The organism is Rhodococcus sp. H-CA8f (assembly GCF_002501585.1).
GTDB classification, from domain to species: domain Bacteria; phylum Actinomycetota; class Actinomycetes; order Mycobacteriales; family Mycobacteriaceae; genus Rhodococcus_F; species Rhodococcus_F erythropolis.
Map to the genome: position 1 here is coordinate 262284 of NZ_CP023720.1, position 23618 is coordinate 285901.

A 23618-nucleotide genomic window follows, 5' to 3' on the forward strand; every position below is an offset into this window, starting at 1 on the left:
ACAACACATGTCAAAGATCCCCGGCTTCGCGGGGAAGACCGAAAGGAACACGATGATCGTCATCATGGGAGCGTCCGGAACCACAGGCGGCGCGTTGCTACGCAGTCTCGCATCCTCGGGTGTGCCGAGCCGAGCGCTGTCCCGCGACCCGGACAGGCTGCGCGCCCACCTCGGCGATTTGGCCGACGGTTTGGTCGAAGTAGTGCGGGCCGATGCCGCAGACTCAACTTCGCTATGCACGGCTTTCGAAGGGGCTGAACAACTTTTCCTTGCCATGGCCAACGGACTCGAACAGGTCGAGCTCGAAACGCGTGTGATCGACATCGCCGCCGAGAGCGGCGTCGAACACATCGTCAAGATCTCCGATCCCGCCGCCGCGGCCGACTCCCCCATCGCTCTCTCCCGCGGCCACCATGCCGTCGGCGAACACCTGCGCGCATCCGGGATCCGCCACACTCTGCTCCGCCCCTATGCGTTCATGCAGAATCTGCTGCTCCTCGCTCCGGCGGTGGCTGCGCAAGGGGTAATTCTGGGCGCGATGCGGGACGCGCCGTGCAACTGGATCGACTGCCGAGATATCGGCGACGTCGCCGCGGCCGTGCTCACACGCGCCGACCTCGCCGGCGGCACCTACGTCCTGACGGGCAGCGAGGCAGTCGGCTACGGCGGCATAGCCGATTCTCTGACCCGCATGCTCGATCGCCCCGTCCAATATATCGACCTGCCACCGCACGAACTTCGGCAAAACCTCGTCGATCATGCCCACATGCCTCCGTGGCTGGCCGAGCACATTCTGGAGATCCAGCAACTCGCCGTCTCGCGCCCGGAGTCACCCACCGACACGGTGGCACGTGTCCTGGGGCGTGAGCCACGAAGCCTGGATGCGTTCTTGCGTGAGCATCTGGACCGTTTCCGCTGATTCACGCTGCGAGAGCAGTGCCGCCAGAAGTCACGCGGTTGATCAACGAGCCCACCGAATCCTGATCGGACCTCGTACGGATTCCGGGTCGACGATTTCGCCGCCCTGGGTGATCTGTACTTCGCCGTCGGCCACCATGCGGCGGGCAGCCTCTCGGACGGGGTCCATCAGCGGACGCCAATTGTCGGGTGCCGCTGCGCGGGCCACGTCGGAGGGGCAGATGCTCGACTCGGCCGATCGGGCACTGAGTAGTTCGCGGATCTTCGCCGCCAGTTCTTTCTCTTCCACCGTATGACCTCAGTTTCCGGACGTGACCGTAGGCCTTCGACAGAGTATGAACCTTCGGTTCGGCGAGTTGTGGCGAAGGAATGGTGCACATCGATAATTATTGACGGCGTGGAGAATTCGAGTGCAACGCGCCGCGACGTAGTCCGAAAGTCGTATTCGGCCAGATCCCAGGAGTACACGGACCTCTTCGGCTCGATGGATTCGACGCACGTATCTGATCGGGACCTGGTGACCAGCTGGGCCGCCACTTTGACCGGCCCCGTGCTCGACGCCGGGTGCGGGCCGGGGCAGTGGACAGACTTCCTGGCCCAGAGCGGGCTGGCTGTGAGCGGGATCGATCTCGTGCCCGAGTTCGTCGAACGAGCCCGCACCCGATACCCGGATCTTTCCTTCGAGGTCGGGGGCTTCGAGGCATTGGACGCGAAAACGAATTCACTGGGCGGCGTGCTGTCCTGGTACTCGCTCATTCACCATCACCCGCAAGATATCGAGGCACCGCTCGCTGAATTCGCGCGCGTGATCCGCCCAGGTGGTGGGTTGCTGGTGGGCTTCTTCGAAGGCACAACGGTAGAGCCTTTTGATCATGCCGCGACGACTGGTTATCGATGGCCGGTGACCGAACTTGCCGAGGTGCTGGTCACAGCGGGTTTCGACGTGATCGAGACCCATACCCGGACGGGGAGCGGTTACAGGCCGCACGGCGCAATCACTGCCAGCCGGCGCGGCGTCGAATAGCGGATCGAGACAGCGGATCGAGACAGGGCGAGCAATTCTCTTTCATTCATTTCGTGTGAGTGGTGTGCTGGATGAGTCACTCCCCGGCTTTTTCAGCACCGGATCATCCACAGTTGAAAGAAGGCGCCATGACCACGATCCATCTTCACAAGACGACCACTGCGACGCCCGAACAGGTCCTTGCCGGCCTGACCGACTTCGGCCCGGGCCGTGAGGAAATCTTCGGCCGCAGTGCGGACAGCTACCTGAAAGTGCACCAACAAGGACCCCACGATGCTGATGTCACCGAGGGCTCCAGTGGTATCTGGGAGCGTCTGCACTACGACTGGACCGACCCGCACCGCGTCGTGATGACAACCACCGACTCCAACCTGTGGGGCGGGGCGTCGAGCCATACCTACACGCTGACCCGGCAGCCGACGGGCCTGACCGATGTCGATGCCGTCGTGGTCCGGGACGGCAAGAACCTCAAGGGAAAGCTCCTGGCGTCGGTACTCGGACTCGTCGGCACCCAAGTGCTGGGAAAGTCGTTCACGAAGTCCATCGATGCCATCGAAGCTCGCAACGGTGGCGCGAGCGGCGGCAACCCACAGTGACAAGAACCTGACGGACTGTCAGAGCGCTTCGAGGGCTTCCGTCATCTTCTTCACCGTCTCTGGTGCCACTTTGGCTTCGAATCCCGCCTTCAGGAGAGGCGACGCAATCTTGGCGGCACCGTTGAACTCGACGTTCGCGTGATATTCGATCTCGGTCGAGTTCGGACCCACCGAAGTCAAGGTGATGTCGTCGGTACTGGTGGCAGTCTTGTTCTTTCCTTCGAGAACAACGTGATTCAGCTCGTCGGTCACCAGCGTGTACGTCAGTTCCGTGGTGACGCCGAATAGCTTGGACACGTTGTGCCACTGGGTTCCGACGCCGACAGGACCGTCGGAGATCTGTGTGCAGCTCTCGGTGCCCGGATCCCACGTCGGCGCATTGGCGAAGTCGCGGAGAAACGCCGCAGCCTTTTCGATCGGTACCTCGGCGGTGAATTTGCGGGTGACGTCAACCATGCGGTGGGCCTTTCGGTTCATTTTTCGGCGGTAGTGCCGCGGTGAGAGTTCGTTCCGACGCCCGGGCTACCCAAACTCGACAAACGGTAACCGTCTTCAGAGGACTGCGCGGTCCAGTGGACGCGGAAGCGGATCGAGTGCGCCGGTCTCGCGCAGGCGCTCGTACGCCCGAACGACCCCATCGACGGCCCCGATCTGTAGCAACACGCCGCCCGGTAACGCGGCAACGCCTGCTGCGAGGTCACCCGGGATCGCGTCAGCGCGAGCGGACGAGAGGTAGCCGACTCGTCCGATCACGGGATCACCGACGCGATAGTCGGACTCGTCTTCGAGAGCGTCGAGGATGTTGTCGTCGGTGACGTCTCCGAAGTCCGGTTCCCACTCCGCGGCGAGCATCCGAAGTAGTTCTGTCTCAGGAACTTCGGCGGTGTCCGGCGCGCTGACGGCAAGAATCATCGACTGAAGGACGATTTCAGGTTCGCCGCCCGCCAACCCGGAGAGTTCGAGCCCCCATTCGGGCCCTCCACTGGATGCGAGCCTCAATCCGATTCCCAGACGATCCGACCAGTCTTCGGCGGCCTGCGCGTTCTCGAGGACCTGCGCCAACTGGTCGACGGTCACGGCAGTAGCAGGTCCAGCGGAATGGATCTGTTGCCACGACCCGCCGACCACCTCGGGCAACAGGAATTCGACTTGCTCCAACGTCCGACGCCACCGGGAGGCCACGGCCTGCACCGATTCCGGCCGTCGTCCCCAGAAAACTCGAATAGCGCGTCGTGTCATCGAGTCCTCCGGTAAGGATCGTCCATGGGTAGCCATAACCCGTCTTCGTGGATTTCGAGATCAGTGACGCCGCGGGTGAGAGCGTCGACGGCCGCGAGAACTGCAGGGCGCGTTTCGTTCTCGCGGCACAGGAGAGACCACGTCCAGATTGCCGCGGGGTCGATCACCGGACGTGCAGTGAGATCGCTTGGCAGCGTGATGGTCTGCCCTTTGGGCGAGTTGACGACCGGACGGCCGACGGCACGGACGTGATCGAAGAATGCCGGACCGGTGATACCACCGTCGTTGATGCGCAGGATCTGTGCGCCGGTATCGCGAGCGAATTCTTCGGCGTAGACGTTCCACGAATACCAGGAGGTGGTGTCGTCGTCGACGAGTACGACGACGTCGCGTGCCCGCACCGGTGTGGTGTCCTCTCCGGTGGAGACCGCGTACAGCCGATCCGCACCGAGCAGTCTTGCGCTCAGAGCATGTTGGGCGACATCGGTTTTCCGCACCCAGGCGATCGCCAGGTCGAGGCTGCCGTCCGCTACCCGCGCGGCCTGCGCGTGCGAAGGCACCACCCAGGCGTCGACGTGCAGTTGCGCGACCCCTGAAGTGCGCGCGATCAGATCCGTGGGGAGCCAATTGACGTAGCCGATCCGGACGGGCTCCGCTCCGGACAGACGCTCCGCGCGGCGTCGCAGATTCTCGGCACTCTCGAGTAGCGCACGGACATCAGGGAGCAAGGCGGCGCCGGCTGGCGTCAGAGCGACGGAACGGCGGTCGCGGACGAACAGCTTGACGCCGAGGTCGCGCTCGAGTGCCATGATCTGCTGCGACAATGACGGCCCGGCTATCAGTAGCCGCGCCGCGGCTCGGCCGAAGTGCAGTTCCTCGGCGACGACCTCGAAATATCTCAGCTGACGCAGCTCCACGATCCTTCATGCTACGTGCGGTGGGAGGTTGTGCCTATCAGTCAGGAGCAAAGCGGTCGTGGCGGTCCGGCGCGGCCGGGGCACACGATAAGACCATGACCACAATCCACAACGGCGTCTCCCCGCGAGCGCACGCTGTCCAAGCTGCCGCTGCGCTGGCGGCGAGCATGGGAATCGGTCGATTCGTCTACACACCGATCCTGCCGTTGATGCACACGCAGGCCGGTCTGTCCGCCTCGCTCGGCGCCACCCTGGCGACGGCCAACTACGTCGGGTACCTGATCGGTGCGCTCGCGGGAATCCTCATTCCCGGCGTGGTGCGCTCGGCAGCGGTGATGCGTACGTCGTTGGTGGTCCTCATCGCGACTTTGGCGCTCATGCCCACTACCCACGACGGATCCATCTGGTTCGCCCTGCGGCTCGTCGCAGGCATTGCCAGTGCCCTCGTCTTCATGATCGCCGTCAGCGCTTTGCACGCGCACCTTCGGGGGCAGTCCCAATTCTTGGCCGGATGGGGATTCGGTGGAGTTGGGTTGGGTATCGCCCTGTCCGGGGTCCTCGTGTTGGTCGTCCGCTTCATCGGTACCTGGAGTACAGCCTGGCTGGCATCTGCGGCCCTTGCAGTGGTGTGTGCGGTCGCAGCCTGGGGATTGACGCCGGAACCGCGTCCGATCATCACACCGGACGCGCCGGGAACTCCCAGTTCCCAACGCTGGTTCACTGCCTTGTTCATCAGTTATTTCCTGGAAGGCATCGGCTACATCATCGCGGGCACGTTCCTTGTTGCCGCAATCGATCTCGCCGCTCCAGAATGGGTCGGCAGCGGCGCTTGGATAGTGGTCGGTCTGGCCGCATTTCCCTCGTGCGCCCTGTGGGCTTGGCTCAGCCTGCGTTGGTCGAGGCCGACTCTGCTTCTCGTTGCCCTGTTGATTCAGGCGGTGGGCATAGCGCTTCCTGCTGTGATCGGAGGCGTCGGCCCCGCACTGATTTCAGCTTTCCTGTTCGGTGTCACCTTCCTTGGTATCGGGTCAATTGTGTTGGCAATCGGCGCGCACCTGCAGTTCCCACGCGCCGTGGCGTTGCTGACCGCTGGATACAGCGTCGGTCAGATTCTCGGCCCACTCGTTGTCACTCCGTTGCTGCGAGACGGGTATCGCGACGCTCTGCTGTTGGGTGCGGCCGTCGTTCTGGGCGCGGCAGTGGCCGCCGCGGCCTTGCGGTTCCGATTCCCTTCCGATCTCGATGCGGACCCTCGGACGGCCACCTCGACTGAGGAGGTAGTTTTTGATGTCAGATGACGAAACCGCCGGAGCACTACCCGACGTAGGACTGGAGATGTTCGAATGAGCGCACTCACAACCGATCTCGACCTGAAGGTCCCTGTCATCGCAGCGCCCATGGCCGGCGGCGCTTCCACACCGGCACTTGTTGCTGCTGCCTCTCGCGCAGGCGGTCTCGGATTCCTCGCCGCCGGGTACAAGACGCCTCAGGCTCTGTCCGACCAGATCGACACCGTGCGCGCCGAGGGAGTGTCGTTCGGTGTCAACGTCTTTGCGCCCAACCCGGTGCCTGTCGACGTCGATGCGTACCGTGCCTATACCAGGGCGATCCAGGTCGAGGCGGATCGCTACGGCATCACACTGGCTGACGGTGAGCCGGTCGAAGACGACGACTACTTCGAGGACAAGATCGATCTGCTCCTGGCCAGCCCGGTTCCGGTGGTCAGCTTCACTTTCGGCTTTCCCGCACCCGGCGTCATCAAGGCGCTGCGCGCTGCCGGTTCACTTGTCGTCCTCACTGTGACTTCGGAGGCAGAGGCGCTCCTTGCCGTCGACGCCGGTGCCGATCTGCTTGTCGTGCAATCGTCGGCTGCCGGCGGCCACTCCGGAACGCTCACTCCCCTGCAGGTTCCGGCAGAAACACCGATCACCGAACTGATCGCTCAGATCCGTCACCGCACCTCTGTTCCGCTATTGGCGGCCGGTGGACTGGCGACCTCCGCCGACGTCGCTGCAGCCTTACGTGCCGGAGCGGACGCGGCAGTGGTCGGTACCGTACTGCTGCGCACCGAGGAGAGTGGTGCCTCGGCTCCGCACAAGGCAGCTCTGGCCGACACGTCACGCGGGAACACGGTCGTCACAAGAGCTTTCACGGGACGTCCTGCACGGGCACTTCGGAACGAGTTCATCGATCACTACGACGCACAAGCGCCCATCGGGTATCCGGCCATCCATCACCTGACCAACCCGATGCGCAAAGCCGCTGTTGCGCAGGCAGATCCCGAGCGAATGCACCTGTGGGCCGGCACCGGCTATCGCCACGCGACGGAGGAACCAGCCGGGGTAGTGCTTTCGCGATTGGCTAACCTGTGACGGCGCGGACACCGGAAGCCGGATTGCCGGAAGTAGTGACATACGACGGGTTGCCCGGGTCCGCCGGTGGTGCACACTCGCTTCGAGTCAAGCGTCCCGATGTTGCATTTCAGCGGCTGCAGACATTCCTGGAATCCTGCACCGAACCAGTGTCTTTGCCGTCGTGGACGTTCGAGATCTACCAGAGTGGGCCATCCGAGCCGACCGCGCAGTTGTCATCGTTCGCTACCGAACTCTTCGGTGGGCCCCGCTACAAAGCGCAAACCCATACCGAATGGAACGTCCCACCTGGTTCTGTCAACGAAGCGCTCGATGCCCTCGTTGGTTGCGATGCGGTCACAACCCACGGACGTTCTGTGGCGGCGCTGACCTGCAGCGCGCCCGTACGCCTGATCGACCCCAACACCCGCGCGCCGTACCCCGACATCACCCCCGACACGTTCGGCCGTTTTGCCGTAGATGGATACGGCCGGATTCTCGGCGAGTCAGGCATACGCGCAACCCTCGGCAACGCGACATCCTCACTGTCCCTGTGGCTCAACCTGCCTGCAGACGAACGGTTGTCGTCCGGTGCTCGTCACCTACAAGACCATCTCCCGTTCCGGTTGTCCGCGAAACACTGGCGTCTCTGGCGGCCGAACCGGAGCGGAGACTCGTATCGTTCCAACAAGATTCCGTCGCCGGTTCACGACCACGTTTGAATCACGCAGCAAGCATTTTCATCTCGGGCAGAGCTCGCCCATCTCGGAGACAATGCGATCAGCGCTGCGAACCACCCATACCGCGCGTCCGCCACGCAATGTCGGCATCAAGAGTCGGTCCTTCTCGGTGGGCCAGTGCACAAAGGGAAATCCGCCGGCCAGCTCGTCCTGGACTTCGCCGGCGATCAGGGCCGTCAACTCCTGTACAGGCTGTTCGATGTGCGGCCCGACGACCCTGACGCCGATCAGGGGACTGGTTCCTGCACTCTTGTGCTTCGGCCGTGGTCCAGCGTCGAGCGCGAGGTGGCAGTGGCCGTCATCGAGCATCGACACCGTCCACACGCAGTACTGCATGTACGTATCAGGGATGCTTTCACTATGGCACGTTGTCAGAATGCGTCTTCCTCGAGTTCCATGATCTCGTTGTCCAGGGAACCCAGGATTTCTTTCGTCGACGCCAGGATAGGCAGGATGTTTTTGGCGAAGTACGACGCGATCACTACCTTGCCCCGATAGAACGACCGGTCCTTTGCCGACGCGTCACGATCCAAGGCTGCCAACGCGACTTCCGCTTGCACCAACAGGCGCCATCCGATGAGCAGGTCGCCTACCGCGTACAGAAAGCGCACCGAGCCGAGGCCTATCTTGTACAACTCGGAGGGTTGGTCCTGGGAAGCCATCAGATAGCCGGTGAGCGTCCCGGCCATCTCCTGCACGTCGGTCAAGGCGGTCTCGAGTAGGACTCGCTCGGCCTTGAGTCGACCGTTCCCGGCCTCACTGTCGATGAACTCTCGTATGCGACCGGCTACGTGAGCGAGTGCAACGCCGCGGTCGCGTGCGATCTTTCGAAAGAAGAAGTCCTGCGCCTGGATCGCCGTGGTGCCCTCGTACAGGGTGTCGATCTTGGCATCGCGGATGTACTGCTCGATGGGGTAGTCCTGAAGATAACCGGAGCCGCCCAGGGTCTGCAGGCTCTCGGTGAGCAGTTCGTAGGCCTTCTCGGAGCCGACGCCCTTGACGATCGGCAGCAGCAGATCGTTGACCCGCGCCGCCAATTCGGCATCCGCACCCGAAACCAACTCGGCGACATCAGCATTCTGGTGTGCAGCGGTGTAGAGGTAGACCGCTCGGAGGCCTTCGGCGTAGGCCTTCTGCATCGCCAGGCTGCGTCGGACGTCGGGGTGGTGCGTAATGGCCACGCGGGGCGCGGTCTTGTTTGTCAGCTCGGTGAGGTCTGCGCCTTGAATTCGTTCTTTTGCGTACTCGAGGGCGTTGAGATAGCCGGTGGACAGTGTTCCGGTAGCCTTGGTGCCCACCATCATTCGAGCATTCTCGATGACCTGGAACATCTGGGCGATACCGTTGTGGACATCACCCACGAGCCAGCCGACGGCAGGAACGTCCGTCGCTCCGAAGGTGAGCTCGCAAGTTGGGGAAGACTTGAGGCCCATCTTGTGCTCGACGCCGGTGACGTAGACACCGTTGCGCTCTCCCAGTTCAAGTGTGTCCGAGTTGAAATGGGATTTCGGAACGTAGAACAGGCTCAAACCTTTGGTTCCTGGACCGGCTCCCTCGGGCCGGGCAAGCACCAAGTGGAAGAGGTTCTCGGCCGTGTCTCCGACGTCGCCGCCGGAGATGAACCGCTTGACGCCCTCGATGTGCCAGGTGCCGTCGTCCTGCGCGATTGCCTTTGTTCGGCCTGCGCCTACATCGGATCCGGCGTCTGGTTCGGTGAGCACCATCGTTCCGGCCCATCCGCGTTCGAATCCTTCTTTGGCCCAGTGTTTTTGCTGTTCGTTTCCGATGGTGTAGAGCACGCTCGCCATGAGTGGACCCATGTTGAAAAAGCTTGCGGATCCGTTTGCCGCGACCAACATTTCGCCGATCGCCCAGACCAACGGCGCCGGAGCAGGAACACCACCCATGCCTTCTGGTAGGCCGAGTCGCGACCAACCGGCCTCGTTCACCGCCTCGACCGTCTTGCGTAGAGGTTCCGGGACCACAACTGCGTGATTGGGTGCGTCGAATTCGACAGGGTTCCGATCCGCGTCGGCGAAGGACGCGGCGACCGGGCCTTCTGCCAGTCTCGCTACTTCCGCAAGAATGTTGCGCACAGTGTCGGTGTCGAGGTCCCCGTATGCGCCGGCATCCAACAGTTCGCCGATCCCGAGCACCTCGAACAGATTGAACTCGATATCACGCACGTTGCTTTTGTAGTGACCCATTGTTCTCCGACCTTGGTTCGTCAGCAATACGATTCGTCAGCAGATACGGCTCGTCAGCAGTACACAAGAAAGCCTGCCCCACAAGGAATTCAGTACGCAACCGTAGGTAGAGACGAGTTTCGTTGCTACAAAGTAGCGCCGAGCCGCTCTCATTGAAACATTCACTCGTACAATCGGTTTCCGCTGGTGGGGGTGCATATCAGTCGCGTAGCATCCTCTTGGGTCAAAGCAGCTGCGCACCAATCGAAGTGCCCATCCTCACCTTCGGCATCAAACGCATTCGCTGTGATCAGTGAACATGCTGCTCGGTAAACCAAGAGCGCCTCTCGTTGGTAGCCGAGACGTTCCTCGATCGGCGTGGAGAACCCAGTTCTGTCTCGTGAGCCTTTGGTATCGGTCAGAGGGTGAGTAGCACTTTGGTGGCGCGCCGCTCGTCCATCGCCTGGTAGCCGGCGGCGGCGTCCTCCAACGGGAGAGTGAGGTCGAAGACGATGCCTGGGTCGATCTGGTCGGTCATGATGAGCTCGATCAGTTCGGGTAGGAATCGCCTGACCGGCGCGGGACCGCCGAGCAGGCTCACCGTCGCGAAGAACAGGTTCATGCCGTCGAGTTCGACGCCGTGGGATACCCCGACGTAGCCGACATGTCCGCCGGGGCGGGTAGCTCCGATAGCCTGCATCATCGATTCTTGGGTGCCTACGGCTTCGACGGTCGAGTGGGCGCCGTAGCCGCCGGTGAGTTCCTTGATCTTCGCGATGCCCGCGTCGCCCCGCTCTTCGACGATGTCGGTGGCGCCGAATTGCGTGGCGAGTGCCTGCCGGTCGGCGTGGCGTGACATGGCGATGATCCGCTCGGCGCCGAGTTGTCTGGCAGCGAGGATCGCCAGGAGTCCGACTGCACCGTCGCCGACGACGGCGACCGTTTTGCCTGGTCCGGCTTCCGCAGCTACGGCGGCGAACCAACCGGTGCCGAGTACGTCGGAGGCTGCAAGGAGGCTGCGAGCCTGCCGCTCGGTCGGCTCTCCGCGGACAGGGACGAGGGTGCCGTCCGCGAGCGGGATGCGAGCGTATTCGGACTGGGTGCCGACCGAGCCCATCATGACCTGGTGGATACAGCGAGACTGAAAGCCCGCCTCGCAGATTTCGCAGGTGTTGTCCGACGCGACGAACGAGCCCACGACGAAGTCCCCAACTTCGATGTCTTTGACCTCGGGGCCGACCTGTTCGACGACGCCCACGTATTCGTGTCCCATCGGCGTCGGGCCATTCAGCTTTTCGATGCCGCGATAAGGCCAGAGGTCGGAACCGCAGACGCAGGTGGCTGTAACGCGAATGATCGCGTCGGTCGGTTCGACGATCACCGGCGCTTCGATCTCTTCGACCCGGACATCGCCGGGGGCATGCATGACGACAGCGCGCATGACGTGGCTCCTCACCATCGGTTTCTTCGTGTCACTTCAACCTGATCACGATTCGGCGGCGGGCGGGAGTCCCGCGCGATAGTGGTACTGCGAGGGACTCCCTCGCTACCGGTCACTGACTTACGCTCGATGGCATGGACGATCGAGCGCAAGTACGCGAATTCCTGACCTCGCGGCGCGCCCGAGTCACGCCCGAACAAGTTGGACTGCCGGCCGGATCGAACCGCCGCGTGGAAGGTCTGCGTCGAAGTGAAGTGGCAACCCTCGCTGGCGTGAGCGTCGAGTACTACACGAGGCTCGAGCGCGGAGCGATCAGCGGCGCATCGCCCGGAGTGCTCGACAGTATCGCGAAGGCCCTACGACTCGACGACGCCGAGCGCGCCCACCTTTTTGATCTCGCGCACGCGGCAAGCCCGGTAGCCAGGCCCCCGCGTCGGCGAAATGCGAAGGGCTGGAAGCCCCATCAGAGCCTGCAGTGGGCGCTCGACGCAGTCACCGCAGGACCCGCTTTCGTGCGGAACGGTCGCATGGATCTTCTTGCGGTCAACCCACTCGCGCGTGCGTTCTACAAGGACCTTTACGACATGCCGGGGCAGCCCCCGAACATCGCGCGCTTCACGTTCCTCGACGAAAGGGCTTTCGAGTTTTATCCGGACTGGAACGCGTTTGCCGAGGTGACCGTCTCGATTCTGCGAACCGAGGCTGGGCGAGATCCGCACAACAAGGAATTGCACGATCTGATCGGTGAACTCAGCACTCGGAGTGAGGAATTCCGGCGTCGGTGGGGCGCGCACGACGTCCGCCATCACGGCACCGGATTCAAGACTTTTCACCACTCCGCCGTTGGGGAGCTGACGCTTGCCTTCGAAGGTTTGGAGATGGCCGCCGAGCCGGGGTTGACGCTCACGATCTACACCGCAGAGCCGGGATCGCACTCCGCGGAACGGATGCAGCTACTCGCCTCGTTGGCAGCCAGTGAGAATGCGGACTCTGCTCCTCACGTGTCGGAGCGGTCGCTGACGGACGGCTGACGAACTGCGCGACGGTTGATCGGGTCGTCAGTTGACGACTTCGACGGTGGTGCGCTTCGTGCGTTCCTTGCGCAACAGGATCATCAGCGGCAGAAAGTAGAGAGCGGCAACGCCGGTGCCTACCAACACCGGCCCAGTGGCACCGAGACTCGAGGCGAACGCGAACCCGGCGATCCAGGAGCCGACCGCCGTGCCCAGATTGAACGACGAGGTGCTGAGAGCAGAAGCCATCGTCGGCGCCTGATCGGCATAACGCACAGCCATCCCGATCAGGATGGGATTGGTCGACATGCCGAATAGTCCCAGCATGACTACGAGAATCACCGTCACGATCACGTTGTGCGAGAAGAGGCAGAGCGCTCCGAGTACGAGAAACGTCATCGCTGCCGAGACGAACAAGACCCCGTACTGATGCTTCGCACCGAGTCGACCGCCGAGATTGGAGCCGACGAACGCACCGAGTCCGTAGCCGACAAGCACCAGCGGCACTGCCGACGCAGCAAGTCCGGTGTTCTCGGTCAACAGCGGAGAGATGAAGCTGTACGCCGCCAGCGACGACCCGCACACGACGGCGCAACCGGACAGAACGAGCCAGATGCGTCCGTCCCGTAGGCTGGCGATCTCCGCTCGCCAGGACGGCACCGCACCGGAGTCGGTGTCGGCGGGTACCAATCGGTGGACGACGGCCGCGGCGACGAGTGCGAGGGCGGCGAGGGCCCAGAAAGGACCACGCCACCCGATGCTCTGACCGGCCAGAGCGCCGAGCGGAACACCGATGACGTTCGCGAGCATGCCTCCACCCAAGACGATGCCGAGCGCGCGCGAGGAAGACGCCGGGCCTGCCGCTTTTGCTCCGACCACGGCGGCGACCGCCCAAAATGCGCCCGTCGCCACGGCTGTGAGGAAGCGGGCGCCGAGAATGAGTCCGAAGTTGGACGAGAGCGCGACGATGACGTGTCCGATCGCGAAAACAACCAGCGCCGAGCTCAAGGTCACGCGTCGGGGAACCCTGAGTGTCAAGATCGCCATCGCCGGCGTGCCGACGATCATTCCGAACGCGAAGACGGTGATCATCAGGCCGACGTTCGCGATCGACGTACCGAGGTCACCCGCGATTTCGGGAAGAATGCCGGCGACGACGAATTCGGTTGTACCCATCAAGAAAACTCCGACGGCCAGCACGTAGATCACGAGCGGCAGGCGGCCGGTTTCTTCGACGGTCGGGGCGGAAATCATGACGTGGTCAGTTCTCTTTCTGTTGACGACGCGCATGTCGTGGCGCACCCGTCCAGGGCATCACGCCCATCGCCTGCGAGGGAGTCCCGGTCGTTGGGGGTACTCGAAGGGACTCCCGGCGTGGCCGATTGCGCGCTACCGTCGGCGCAAAGACTGCCTGAACCCGGGAGACGCGCCCATGACACGACGACAGATCCGAGGACTGGGCGCCGCCGTGCTCGTCTCGGCCTTCCTGACGGCCTGCGGTAGCGAGGATCCTGAAGGGCCCCGTCCGCAGGCAAGCACGACAACACGATCGGCGCCCGCCGCGGCCTTCGGTGAAACCGAGACCGTCACCGACGGCTTGGACGCGCCCTGGTCGATCGCATTCCACGGCGACACACCACTTGTCAGTGAGCGCGACAGCGCGCGAATCCTCGAACTCGACGCCGGCGGAAACAGCCGCGAGGTGGGAGTCGTCGACGGCGTCAGCCCAAGAGGTGAGGGCGGTTTACTAGGGATCGCAGTACGTGAAAACCGCCTGTACGCGTACTTCACCGCGAACGGGGAGAACCGGATCGAACGCTTCGACATCATCGGTGCTCCGGGGGAATTCGCGCTCGGGCCGGCCGAGACGATTCTCGACGGGCTCGCTTCGGCCAACTACCACAACGGTGGTCGCATCGCGTTCGGCCCGGACGGGATGCTGTACGTGACCGTCGGTGATGCCGGTAGTCGAGACAGGGCTCAGGACCTCGACTCGATGTCCGGGAAAATCCTTCGAATGACTCCGGATGGCGATGTGCCGCTTGATAATCCATTTCCGAACTCGTTTGTCTACAGCTACGGCCACCGCAACTCCCAGGGCATTGCCTGGACCGAGGACGGCACGATGTACGCCAGCGAGTTCGGGCAGGACACCTGGGACGAGCTCAACAAGATCGAAGCAGGCGGAAACTACGGGTGGCCCGAGGTCGAAGGGATTGCGGGTGAAGACGGATTCATCGACCCGCTCCAACAATGGTCACCTGACGATGCCAGCCCCAGCGGAATCGCCATCCACGACGGCACGATCTACATCGCCAATCTTCGTGGTGAGCGACTCCGCACGGTGCCCTTGACCGATCCCGCGACCGCCGACGAGCAATTCGTCGACGAATACGGGCGCCTCCGTGATGTTGTAGTCGCACCGGACGGGTCGCTGTGGATACTGACGAACAACACCGACGGACGCGGCGACCCCAACCCCGGTGATGACCGCATCATTCGCGTGCCGTTGCGCTGATGTCGATTTCCGGCGAACGCAGTACTTCCAGCCCGAGGATCCTCGCCGAAGCCGGTGATTCACTAATATCGTTACGACAGATGACGCGGGTACGGATCGGAGAGACAGCATGGGGACTTGGGGTTCAGGACCTTTCGACAACGACGTAGCGGGCGACCTGCTCAGCGCGGTACAGGCGGGTGACTACGATATCGACGATTACGCACGCCACCCCGACGACGGCTACCTCGATGCCGATGATGCTCAAACAGCTATTGCCGTCGCCGAGATCCTTGCGGTTGCGCACGGGGTTGCTCCGGCGCCTGTGCAGCTGGCCGAGATTGATGCCGCCGGGTACGCCGGAACCTTGAGTCCGGAGCAGAAGGCATGGGTCCTCACCGCACTCGCGCGTGCCGTCGCAGACAGCGACACGTCGGAGTTGTACGAGTTGTGGGAAGAAAACGGTCCGGAAGACCTCGCGGCTTGGCGGGCACCGATCCTGGGCAGATTGGCGAGTCTCAAAACGGTGGGATGAGTGTCACTCGTCAACAGTCCCTTGGTTACTCGGAGTTCGAAGACGACAGACTCCCCTTGACATACCGGGTGGTGTCGTCGGCGAGGATCTCAGCCAGCCCACGTTCGATGCCGTCCAGGGCCTGCGCGGCGACATCGGCCGGAGCGATCTTCTGTTCGGCCGGTACACCCGCAGCCATGTCGGTATCCATGTATGCAACGTGCAGTGCCGAGACGGCGATTCCCCGCGGCGCCAGTTCTTCTCGAACGGCGTCGGTCATCGCCCACGCCGCTGCCTTCGATGACGCGTAAGACCCGAGCGCAGCCGGATGGAACCAGGACAGCACCGAAAGAACGTTGAGTACTGTTCCGCCTCCGTTGTTTTCGACGACCGGAGTAAACGCCCGGGTCACGGCAAGCGGGCCGTAGAAATTGACGTCCATCTCGCGGCGAACGTCATCGATGTCGCCTCCGATCAAGGGTGCCGAGGTAGAGATTCCGGCGTTGTTGATCACCAAGGTCACATCCGATGCGATTTGCGCTGCGGCGGTGATCGATTCGGCGTCCGTCACGTCCAACCTCAGGGGGATGACGCCGGGCAGATCGACAGTTTCCGGATTGCGGGCAGCCGCGTACACCTTCGCGCCGCGCTCGACGAGCCCTGCCGCCAGATGGCGGCCGAGTCCGCGATTGGCTCCGGTGACGACCGCAACCGTCTTGTTCAGGTCCATGATTCTCCCAGGGTTGTGACTGTCGGTGACATTTAGATTATGAATCAAATCTAAGTGTGGGCTAGGATAGATGTCAAGTGAAATCCAAACTGGAAGGCGTTGTGATGGGCCGCGTATCGCAGCAACAAGCGGAAGAGAACCGTCGGCGCGTAGTGGAAACCGCAGCTCGTCTGTTCCGAGAGAAGGGCACTCACCTCAGCGTCGCCGACTTGATGAAGGCGTCGGGGCTGACCCACGGTGGTTTCTACAAGCAGTTCGCGTCCAAGGACGCGCTCATCGACGAAGCGACCACCCATGCCTTCGCTGAACTGGCGCAGCTGCACGCAGCAGGTCTCGAAAGGCACGCTGGCCAGCGTGACCAGGCTCGACAAGCCCTGATCGACAACTACCTCTCCGTGGAGCATCGCGACAATCCGGCAGACGGATGTCCCGCTGCTGCACTCGCCGCCGACATGGCACGCGAGCCGGCAGACAGTGAGGCCCGTCGGGTGTATGTCGAGGGGGTCGGTGATTTTGCCAAGGCGCTCGCGGATGAGGAGCATGACGGGCTGGTGCGTCTCTCGACCATGATCGGCGCTCTGGTCCTCTCGCGAGCCACCAAGGGATCGTCCCTCTCCGAGGAAGTCCTTGTCGCTGCTCGTGAAGAGCTCACCGGGTAGTCCAGGATGATCCGCGTACGGCCCGCTGACCCGGCCATGCATACTGACTGAGGTCTCTGTCAGCGATACCTTCGATTGCTTCGAGATCTGCAACGTCACTACCCGATGGCCGCAGGGAGAAGCGAGAGATGTTCACACCCACAGAATTTGGCAAAGTCTCGGTGCTGGTACCAGAGAACGGTGGGACCGTCCCCTTCGGAAACACCGTGGTCGTGCACGGATCCGAACGCACGCTGGTGATCGACCCGTCCCTCTCCCTCGACCGAGATCCCGTGGGCGCAGACCTCGTCTTCATCAGTCACGGCCACGAGGACCACGTTGCCGGTCTCCGGCATTTTCAAGCACCGACGTACGCGCACAACCTCGACGCACCGTCGGTCGCCTCCCTTGACACGATGCTCACAAATTACGGCCTCCGCCCCGAGGAGCGAGCTGAGGTCGAACATTCAATAGCAGCGCAGTACGGCATTCCCCCGACGCACGATGACGTTTCCGGGATCGCCGACGGCCACGTCTTCGACCTCGGAGACCGCACGGCGACGGTCATTCACCTACCTGGTCACACTCCCGGACATTGTGGCCTCCTCATCGAGCCCGACGGCTTCTTCTATGTCGCCGACATCGATCTCACCTCCTTCGGCCCGATGTACGGCGACCTGGGCAGTAGCGTCGACGACTTCCTCGCCTCCATCGACCGCGCCGCGGGCATCGACGCTCGGTGGTACGGCACCTTCCATCAAAAGGGCGTCGTCGAAGGCAGCGACGAGTTCCGTCGCCGGCTGACCGCCTACCGCGACAAACTGCTCAGCCGCGAAGAAAGACTCGTCCAATTTCTCGGTGAACCAAGGCAGTTGGAAGACATCGTCGCGCATCGCCTCGTCTACCGTCCGCACGTCAACGCGCCGTACGTCGATGCAGTCGAACGACGAACTGCGCAGCTGCACCTTCAGCGGCTCGTTGCGGCCGGTGCCGTTGTCACGCTCGAGGGCAACGTATTTCGGCGTGCATGAATGTGTCGTGTCATCCATTGGATGTGAACAGAGCGGGCAGAAGGGTGCAATTGTGGCGAGGGTAGTTGTTGTCGGCGCGAGCCGGGGACTTGGTCGTGCATTGATCGAGGGCTTGAGGAGCGATGGTCACGACGTTGTCGGTATTTCTCGTCGGCGCCCTGACGGGTTCGACGTCTCCGAGTGGATCGAAGCAGATCTGACCGACCCTGTTGCGGCAGCGAACTCGATCGACCAGGAGCTTGTCGGAGGTGTAGACACCCTGATTTGCAACGTCGGAATCTGGGAAGGGGACGCCTTCACTTCCGATTATGCGTTCACAGATCAATCCGACGTCGAAATGCTGGAAATGATCAACGCCAACATCACCGGCACGATCCTTTTGTCGAAGCGCCTGATCCCACGGATGATCGGGCGTCCTCGGCCTCGGATTTTCTTGACTGGTTCTACCTCGGGGCTCCCGCGAAGCGGTAGGCCGGAAGTTGCGTTCGGCGCATCGAAGTCCGCGATCAACGGCATTGCCGACGCCTTGAGAGAGGGCTACCGGAAGGACCGACTCGCAGTGACGGTCCTTCACCTCGGATATCTCAACACGGAAGATGGACTCGATGTGTCCCGAGACATCGCTGCCGCCCGCGGAGATGGGTCTCTGGTTCCCGTGCACGACGTCGTGGATACCGTGCGCTCCATCTCGAATCTGTCGTCTTCGTCATCGGTTCGAGAAGTGGTCCTTACTGCCATCGACGACACACGATTCTGAACGACAGCTACCGCTTCGGTCTGTGAATCCGATTGCCGAACAGATGTATTCAGAGAATATTGCCCTCGATGAAGATGAAGGCTCCCGCCAGGTACACCAGGGTGAGCCCCGTCAGGAGCCACGCCATGTACGGCCGGATGTAGAGGCGCCGCAGACGGTGCAATCGCAGGGAGGCTCGCAAGAACGCGCCTACGGAGCCGAGTAGCAGCATGAGGCTCGGGACGAAGACGGCCAGTCGGCGATCTTTCTGTGAGCACAGCAAGGTGTCGGTACCGAAGCATTCGCCCCGCCGGGAGCCCAACCAGACGATCGCGACAACCAGTGCCGCGGTAGCCAGAACGACGGACAGGCCGTACGTCAGGGTTCGCCTGTTGATCTTTCGCTCTCGGCGCTGAATTACATCTGGTGTGTCAGAACTGTCGGTCATCACACCCCCTTTCGAACATCGCACCTTACTTCGTGGATCGACGGCGGGAGAGGGCGTACAGCACTACTCCGACCGCCAAGAGTAATGATGCGCGCAACCACGTTGCGGCGCTCTGCTGGGTGAGCAACGCAACGCACGTACCGAGGGCGAGGATCGGAAAGATGATCGGTGTCCGGAAATGACTGTGTTGCACTGCGTCACGACGCAGAACCAGGACCGCGATGTTGGTGCTGATGAATACGAAAAGCAGCAGGAGTACCACCGTCTCTGCCAGGGCTGACAACGATCCGGTGACGCAGAGAGCCATGGCAACGGCTGTCGTTGCGATGATTGCCACCCAGGGGGTCCGGCGCCGCGGCAGCACGCGCGCGAATGCGCTGGGAAGCAACCCTTCCGACGCCATTCCGTACGTCAGCCTGCTTGCCATGATCATTGTCAGCAGTGCGCCGTTGGCGACGGCTACCAGAGCGATCAGGCTGAACAGGCGAGGCGGAACACCGACGTCGGCGGCTGACACCACTGCCAGTAAGGGGCCGGAGGACGCGGCGAGCTCGTCGGCGGGCAGCACCACCGAAACAGCCAGGCCGACAAGGACATAGGCGGCGCCCGCCGTCAACAGGGCTCCGAACAGTGCGCGTGGGTAGACCTTGCTCACGTTCTTCACTTCTTCGGCGACGTTCGCCGAGGTTTCGAAGCCGACGAACGAGTAGTACGCGAGGAGCGCCGCTGCCAACACGGCGAGTGCAGGCGATCGACTGTCGTCGAACTCCACGACACGGCTCAAGGTTCCGTCGCCGTGCCCGAGAACTACGCAGGCGAGGACGACAACCATGACGAGGCCGGTGACCTCCACGACTGTCATGACGACATTTGCGCGCATCGACTCCTTGATGCCTCTGGCATTGAGAAGCCCCACCAGGAGGAGGAAGACGAGCGCGGCCGGAACGGTCGGGACGTCAATGAAGGCTTTGAGATAGTCGCCGGAGAATGCGAGCGCGAGTCCTGCTGCACTCGTGACACCGGCCGCCAGCATCGAGAAGCCGACGAGGAATGAGATCAGCGGCTTCCGATACGCCCGTTGGGCGAATACTGCTGCACCGCCCGCCCGCGGATATTTGGTGACCAGTTCGGCATACGACGTTGCTGTCAGCAATGCCATGACGAGCGCTACGAGCAGTGGTACCCAGACGGCTCCACCAACTTCACCGGCGATGACGCCCACCAATGCGTAGATACCGGCGCCCAGGACGTCTCCGAGGATGAACACGAAAAGGAGTGGGCCGGTTATAGCCCGAGTGAGAACGTTCTTACTGCCGCCTTCATCTCCGCCTGCGGTTTCGTCCACGTTCTCGGCACCCGCGGCGCGTCGCATTTGCAAGGTTCGTCCTGTCTTCATGGTGACGTGCCGCCACCTCAGGAGCAGACATGTACCCATTGGTCGAAGTTTCAAACACGGGTCGGACGTGGATGCGTCGGCGCGTGCCGTCCCGTGCTTTCCTTGTAGGTGACTTGCATTGGGTGAACAACAGAAGTAGTGGCTGGAGGACGACGTGGACGAAACGACGGTTGCCGCGGTGATGGACGAGTTGCGTGCGCTCGAGGATCCGAAGGTGCGCGCAGTGAACGAGAAGCACGGTGACGATCACGGTGTGAACCTGACAAAACTGCGGGCAGTCGCGAAGCGACTGAAGACTCAGCAGGAACTTGCACAACAACTTTGGGCGACGGGCGATACCGCAGCGAGGCTGCTTGCCCTCTTGATCTGTCGTCCGAAGGCGTTCGAGCGTGACGAGTTGGACGTCATGTTGCGTGAGGCTCGTACTCCCAAGGTGCATGACTGGCTCGTCAACTACGTGGTGAAGAAGAACCCGCACGCGGAGGATTTGCGGGTGGCCTGGACCGCCGACTCCGATCCCGTGGTTGCGAGCGCCGGTTGGGCTCTGACTACTGAGCGCGTAGCGAAGAAGCCGGAGGGCCTTGATCTTTCAGGATTGCTCGACGTCATCGAGGCGGAGATGAAGGATGCCCCTGATCGCCTGCAATGGGCGATGAACCACTGCTTGGCCCAGATCGGGATCGAACATGCCGAGTACCGGGCCCGTGCAATCGACATCGGTGAACGTCTGCGGGTGCTCGAGGACTACCCGACTCCCCCGAACTGCACCTCGCCGTTTGCGCCGATCTGGATCTCGGAGATGGTGCGTCGACAGAGCGAGAAGTAGGTCAGCTAGCGCGACGTTCGAAACTGCGTCCGGTATCGCTGTGGACTGGTGCCGACCAAGTCTCGGAAGCGTTCGCGGAACGTGGTGACGGCATTGAATCCGACTTGTCCCGCAACACGTTCGATGGAGTGGTCGGTGGTCTCGAGCAGAAATTGTGCTTGACGGAGCCGCGCATGATGGAGCCACTGCAACGGCGTCGTACCGATTTGTTCCTGGAAGCGGCGGTTGAGCGTGCGGGTGCTCATCGTTGCCTTGGCTGCGATTGTCGTGATGTCGAGTTGCTCCCCGAGGTTCTCTTCCATCCAGTTCAGTAGCGGCCGAAGGGTTGTCCCGCTGGGTACGGGAGGTTCGTGGACGATGAATTGTGCTTGCCCTCCGGCACGTTCGAGCGGCATCACGCTCAGCCGCGCCGTGTCGGCGGCGACCGCAGACCCGTAGTCCTGACGGACCATGTACAGACACAGGTCGAGTGCGGCCGCGGCGCCGGCGGAAGTCAGGACGTGCCCGTTGTCTACGTAGAGAACGGCGGCATCGACGTCGATGGCCGGGTGCCGACGCGCCAACTCCGACGCAGCCGCCCAGTGCGTCGTCGCGCGAAGTCCGTCGAGCAAGCCTGTGTCGGCGAGTGTGAATGCACCGACGCACAGTGAGGCGATGCGCGTGCCGCGATCCGCGGCAGTTCTGAGGGCGTCGATGATCTCGGGGTCGATCGGCACGTCGAGATCGGCGGTGCCCGGGATGATGATCGTGCTTGCCTGGGCGAGACGTGACAGTCCGTGCGGTACTCGCATCGTGAACGTTCCGGTCTCCACCTCCTCGGTGAGCGCGCACACGGAGGTCCGGTACGCCGGTGCACCCGAGGGGAGCCTGCATCGTCCGAAGACTTCGAGGGGTGCCGCCAGGTCCATCGGCACCACCCCGGGCAACGCGAGAACTGCAACGTCATGCATGTCTGAAACGTAGCGTATGTGGCGCGAGATTCGGTGATCTCGTGTCTTGAAATATCCTCTCAACTGGTATTTCACAGAATGTGTGAGGTTGGCTGAAAGCCGTCGAAGGTTGGCTTTCAGCCGTCGCCATAGAGGTCAACTTCCTCCTACTGTCGTGGGAACAGCGACGTGCACAGGAGCGCGTCGCACAAAATCGGAGGTTGCAGTGCACGCGCAGATCGTGTTGTTCGACGGATTCGATCCCATGGATGTCGTGGGTCCGTACGAGGTGCTTTACGCCGGGGGTCTCGCCAGCGGTGGGGCGTTGAGTGTCGAACTCGTCAGCGCGGAGGGGCCTCGGACCGTCGTGAGCGGAAGTGGTGAACTCGAGATGACCGCCACTGCAACCCTCGATGTCGAACACGCGGATCTGATCGTCGTTCCCGGAGCATCGGGTCTCTTCGAACCCAATGCGGACCAGCCGGGTTCCAGCTTGCCGGAAAGGCTCGCGGCCACAACGGAAACCGAACTGCCTGTCATGATGCGCCGTGCACTCGACGATCCTGGTGTTCTCGTTGCGACCGTCTGTGGAGGATCATTGGCGCTGGCGATGGCGGGGCTTCTCGAAGGGCGTCGCGCCGTGACGCACCATCTTGCCGTGGACGCACTGGCGGCCGGCGGTGTAATTCCGATCCAGGCGCGAATCGTCGACGACGGTGACCTGATCACCGCCGGCGGTGTGACATCCGGTCTCGACCTGGGCCTGTATCTGCTGGAACGATGCCTCGGGCCCCGGATAAGTCTCGAGGTCGAAGCGCTCTTCGACTACGAGCGTCGTGGAACGGTGTGGTCGGCCAAGGGCGCCGAGCCTGTAGTCACCTTCGCCCCGGACGCCGCGTGAATACGCTTGTGCGTACCGAAACGCGAGAAATCCCATGACCGGAATCCTGCTGTCCCTCCATGTGATTGCGGCCATTCTTGCCATCGGCCCCGTCGCTGTGGCGGCGAGTATGTTCCCGGTGGCGAGCCGCGCCGCGCTCGCCGATCCGGACAGCGCCAGTGTTGCGACGACGGGCATGCTGCATCGCATCGTTCGGGTGTATGCCACGATCGGCATTGTCGTTCCGATGCTCGGTGTCGCCACCGCCGTCAATCTCGGAGTGCTCGGTGACGTGTGGATCCTCACCTCGATCGCACTCACCGTCGTTGCCGCCGTGATACTCACCGCGGTCGTGCTTCCCGCCCAACGGCTGACAATGGCGGCGATCGAAGGAACCGGGTCCGTTGTGGATGTCGCAACGCGGCTCACCCGTCGGCTGGGCACTGCGACGGGAATCTTCAATCTGCTCTGGGTCGTTGTCGTCGTGCTGATGATCTTTCGGCCAGGATCGACAACCGGCGTGTGATCCGAGGCGACATTTCACGTGTCGGAGGCAGTGACGCTTGAC

27 protein-coding genes are annotated in these 23618 nt (G+C 62.6%); 15 read left to right on the forward strand and 12 right to left on the reverse strand.

Annotation, left to right across the window (positions count from 1 at the left end; translation table 11 throughout):
• Positions 1-7 precede the first annotated feature (7 nt).
• Complete coding sequence (locus CPI83_RS01200; RefSeq protein ID WP_021333252.1) at positions 8-919, forward strand: NmrA family NAD(P)-binding protein; 912 nt, start codon at positions 8-10, stop codon at positions 917-919.
• Positions 920-961: 42 nt separating this feature from the next.
• On the opposite strand, the gene CPI83_RS01205 is transcribed toward CPI83_RS01200, so the two are convergent.
• Positions 962-1207, reverse strand: a complete 246-nt coding sequence (locus CPI83_RS01205; protein ID WP_021333253.1) for a DUF3253 domain-containing protein — start codon at positions 1205-1207, stop codon at positions 962-964.
• Between the two features lie 108 nt (positions 1208-1315).
• Between CPI83_RS01205 and CPI83_RS01210 the strand changes: the two genes are divergently transcribed.
• Positions 1316-1942 carry a class I SAM-dependent methyltransferase gene (locus CPI83_RS01210; protein WP_021333254.1) on the forward strand — a complete coding sequence of 209 codons (627 nt, stop codon included), beginning with the start codon at positions 1316-1318 and terminating at the stop codon, positions 1940-1942.
• A gap of 128 nt (positions 1943-2070) precedes the next feature.
• Positions 2071-2538: a hypothetical protein gene (locus tag CPI83_RS01215; RefSeq protein WP_031331426.1), complete on the forward strand. Its 468-nt coding sequence runs from the start codon at positions 2071-2073 to the stop codon at positions 2536-2538.
• Between the two features lie 18 nt (positions 2539-2556).
• On the opposite strand, the gene CPI83_RS01220 is transcribed toward CPI83_RS01215, so the two are convergent.
• From CPI83_RS01220 to CPI83_RS01230, 3 genes are all read right to left on the reverse strand, one after another.
• Positions 2557-2994, reverse strand: coding sequence for an SRPBCC family protein (locus CPI83_RS01220; protein WP_007735601.1), 438 nt, complete (start codon positions 2992-2994; stop codon positions 2557-2559).
• A gap of 96 nt (positions 2995-3090) precedes the next feature.
• Positions 3091-3777: a hypothetical protein gene (locus CPI83_RS01225; protein ID WP_021333256.1), complete on the reverse strand. Its 687-nt coding sequence runs from the start codon at positions 3775-3777 to the stop codon at positions 3091-3093.
• The gene (locus CPI83_RS01230; protein WP_021333257.1) at positions 3774-4694 is read right to left on the reverse strand and encodes a LysR family transcriptional regulator; all 921 of its coding nucleotides are present in this window, start codon (positions 4692-4694) and stop codon (positions 3774-3776) included. The genes CPI83_RS01225 and CPI83_RS01230 overlap by 4 nt, the downstream gene beginning before the upstream one ends.
• A 95-nt stretch (positions 4695-4789) precedes the next feature.
• Between CPI83_RS01230 and CPI83_RS01235 the strand changes: the two genes are divergently transcribed.
• Genes CPI83_RS01235 through CPI83_RS01245 form a run of 3 tightly spaced genes read left to right on the forward strand, consistent with a single transcriptional unit; the run spans position 4790 to position 7767 of the window.
• Complete coding sequence (locus CPI83_RS01235; protein WP_021333258.1) at positions 4790-5992, forward strand: YbfB/YjiJ family MFS transporter; 1203 nt, start codon at positions 4790-4792, stop codon at positions 5990-5992.
• A 45-nt stretch (positions 5993-6037) separates the two neighbouring features.
• A complete protein-coding gene (locus tag CPI83_RS01240) occupies positions 6038-7066 on the forward strand; it encodes a nitronate monooxygenase (protein ID WP_021333259.1) in 1029 nt (342 codons plus the stop codon).
• A complete protein-coding gene (locus CPI83_RS01245; protein WP_021333260.1) occupies positions 7063-7767 on the forward strand; it encodes a hypothetical protein in 705 nt (234 codons plus the stop codon). The genes CPI83_RS01240 and CPI83_RS01245 overlap by 4 nt, the downstream gene beginning before the upstream one ends.
• Before the next feature lie 18 nt (positions 7768-7785).
• Here the strand turns inward: CPI83_RS01245 and CPI83_RS01250 are convergent, their stop codons facing one another.
• The 3 genes from CPI83_RS01250 to CPI83_RS01260 all read right to left on the reverse strand — a co-directional run bounded on the left by CPI83_RS01250 (position 7786) and on the right by CPI83_RS01260 (position 11412).
• Entirely contained in the window at positions 7786-8121 is a 336-nt protein-coding gene (locus tag CPI83_RS01250; protein WP_021333261.1) for a hypothetical protein, read from the reverse strand.
• Between the two features lie 35 nt (positions 8122-8156).
• Positions 8157-9992, reverse strand: coding sequence for an acyl-CoA dehydrogenase (locus CPI83_RS01255; RefSeq protein ID WP_021333262.1), 1836 nt, complete (start codon positions 9990-9992; stop codon positions 8157-8159).
• Between the two features lie 397 nt (positions 9993-10389).
• Positions 10390-11412, reverse strand: coding sequence for a zinc-dependent alcohol dehydrogenase family protein (locus CPI83_RS01260; protein WP_070795440.1), 1023 nt, complete (start codon positions 11410-11412; stop codon positions 10390-10392).
• A 134-nt stretch (positions 11413-11546) separates the two neighbouring features.
• Here CPI83_RS01260 and CPI83_RS01265 point away from each other — a divergent pair, with 134 nt between their 5' ends.
• The gene (locus CPI83_RS01265) at positions 11547-12443 is read left to right on the forward strand and encodes a helix-turn-helix transcriptional regulator (RefSeq protein WP_097386656.1); all 897 of its coding nucleotides are present in this window, start codon (positions 11547-11549) and stop codon (positions 12441-12443) included.
• A 27-nt stretch (positions 12444-12470) separates the two neighbouring features.
• Here CPI83_RS01265 and CPI83_RS01270 read toward each other — a convergent pair whose 3' ends face one another.
• Positions 12471-13679 carry an MFS transporter gene (locus CPI83_RS01270; RefSeq protein ID WP_172933129.1) on the reverse strand — a complete coding sequence of 403 codons (1209 nt, stop codon included), beginning with the start codon at positions 13677-13679 and terminating at the stop codon, positions 12471-12473.
• Positions 13680-13857: 178 nt separating this feature from the next.
• Here CPI83_RS01270 and CPI83_RS01275 point away from each other — a divergent pair, with 178 nt between their 5' ends.
• Both CPI83_RS01275 and CPI83_RS01280 read left to right on the forward strand, forming a co-directional pair.
• Positions 13858-14943, forward strand: coding sequence for a PQQ-dependent sugar dehydrogenase (locus CPI83_RS01275; RefSeq protein ID WP_097386657.1), 1086 nt, complete (start codon positions 13858-13860; stop codon positions 14941-14943).
• A 109-nt stretch (positions 14944-15052) separates the two neighbouring features.
• Positions 15053-15457 carry a DUF4259 domain-containing protein gene (locus tag CPI83_RS01280; RefSeq protein ID WP_046379594.1) on the forward strand — a complete coding sequence of 135 codons (405 nt, stop codon included), beginning with the start codon at positions 15053-15055 and terminating at the stop codon, positions 15455-15457.
• Positions 15458-15482: 25 nt separating this feature from the next.
• Here the strand turns inward: CPI83_RS01280 and CPI83_RS01285 are convergent, their stop codons facing one another.
• Complete coding sequence (locus CPI83_RS01285) at positions 15483-16166, reverse strand: SDR family oxidoreductase (protein ID WP_046379593.1); 684 nt, start codon at positions 16164-16166, stop codon at positions 15483-15485.
• Between the two features lie 77 nt (positions 16167-16243).
• On the opposite strand from CPI83_RS01285, the gene CPI83_RS01290 reads away from it, so the two are divergent.
• From CPI83_RS01290 to CPI83_RS01300, 3 genes are all read left to right on the forward strand, one after another.
• Positions 16244-16825, forward strand: coding sequence for a TetR/AcrR family transcriptional regulator (locus CPI83_RS01290; protein WP_232816829.1), 582 nt, complete (start codon positions 16244-16246; stop codon positions 16823-16825).
• A 128-nt stretch (positions 16826-16953) separates the two neighbouring features.
• On the forward strand, positions 16954-17835 hold the full coding sequence (locus CPI83_RS01295; protein WP_020909662.1) for an MBL fold metallo-hydrolase: 882 nt from the start codon (positions 16954-16956) through the stop codon (positions 17833-17835).
• 52 nt (positions 17836-17887) lie between these two features.
• Positions 17888-18592, forward strand: coding sequence for an SDR family oxidoreductase (locus CPI83_RS01300; RefSeq protein WP_097386658.1), 705 nt, complete (start codon positions 17888-17890; stop codon positions 18590-18592).
• A 49-nt stretch (positions 18593-18641) separates the two neighbouring features.
• Here the strand turns inward: CPI83_RS01300 and CPI83_RS01305 are convergent, their stop codons facing one another.
• Both CPI83_RS01305 and CPI83_RS01310 read right to left on the reverse strand, forming a co-directional pair.
• Positions 18642-19019 (reverse strand): hypothetical protein, encoded by a 378-nt coding sequence (locus CPI83_RS01305; RefSeq protein ID WP_020971303.1) that lies wholly within the window; start codon positions 19017-19019, stop codon positions 18642-18644.
• A 25-nt stretch (positions 19020-19044) separates the two neighbouring features.
• Positions 19045-20391, reverse strand: coding sequence for an APC family permease (locus CPI83_RS01310; protein WP_020971302.1), 1347 nt, complete (start codon positions 20389-20391; stop codon positions 19045-19047).
• Positions 20392-20569: 178 nt separating this feature from the next.
• Here CPI83_RS01310 and CPI83_RS01315 point away from each other — a divergent pair, with 178 nt between their 5' ends.
• Complete coding sequence (locus CPI83_RS01315; protein ID WP_097386660.1) at positions 20570-21241, forward strand: DNA alkylation repair protein; 672 nt, start codon at positions 20570-20572, stop codon at positions 21239-21241.
• Between the two features lie 5 nt (positions 21242-21246).
• Here CPI83_RS01315 and CPI83_RS01320 read toward each other — a convergent pair whose 3' ends face one another.
• Entirely contained in the window at positions 21247-22191 is a 945-nt protein-coding gene (locus CPI83_RS01320) for a helix-turn-helix domain-containing protein (RefSeq protein ID WP_019745972.1), read from the reverse strand.
• Between the two features lie 205 nt (positions 22192-22396).
• On the opposite strand from CPI83_RS01320, the gene CPI83_RS01325 reads away from it, so the two are divergent.
• Positions 22397-23071, forward strand: a complete 675-nt coding sequence (locus tag CPI83_RS01325; RefSeq protein ID WP_020971299.1) for a DJ-1/PfpI family protein — start codon at positions 22397-22399, stop codon at positions 23069-23071.
• A gap of 34 nt (positions 23072-23105) precedes the next feature.
• The gene (locus CPI83_RS01330; RefSeq protein ID WP_020971298.1) at positions 23106-23576 is read left to right on the forward strand and encodes a DUF2269 family protein; all 471 of its coding nucleotides are present in this window, start codon (positions 23106-23108) and stop codon (positions 23574-23576) included.
• The last annotated feature ends 42 nt before the right edge of the window (positions 23577-23618 follow it).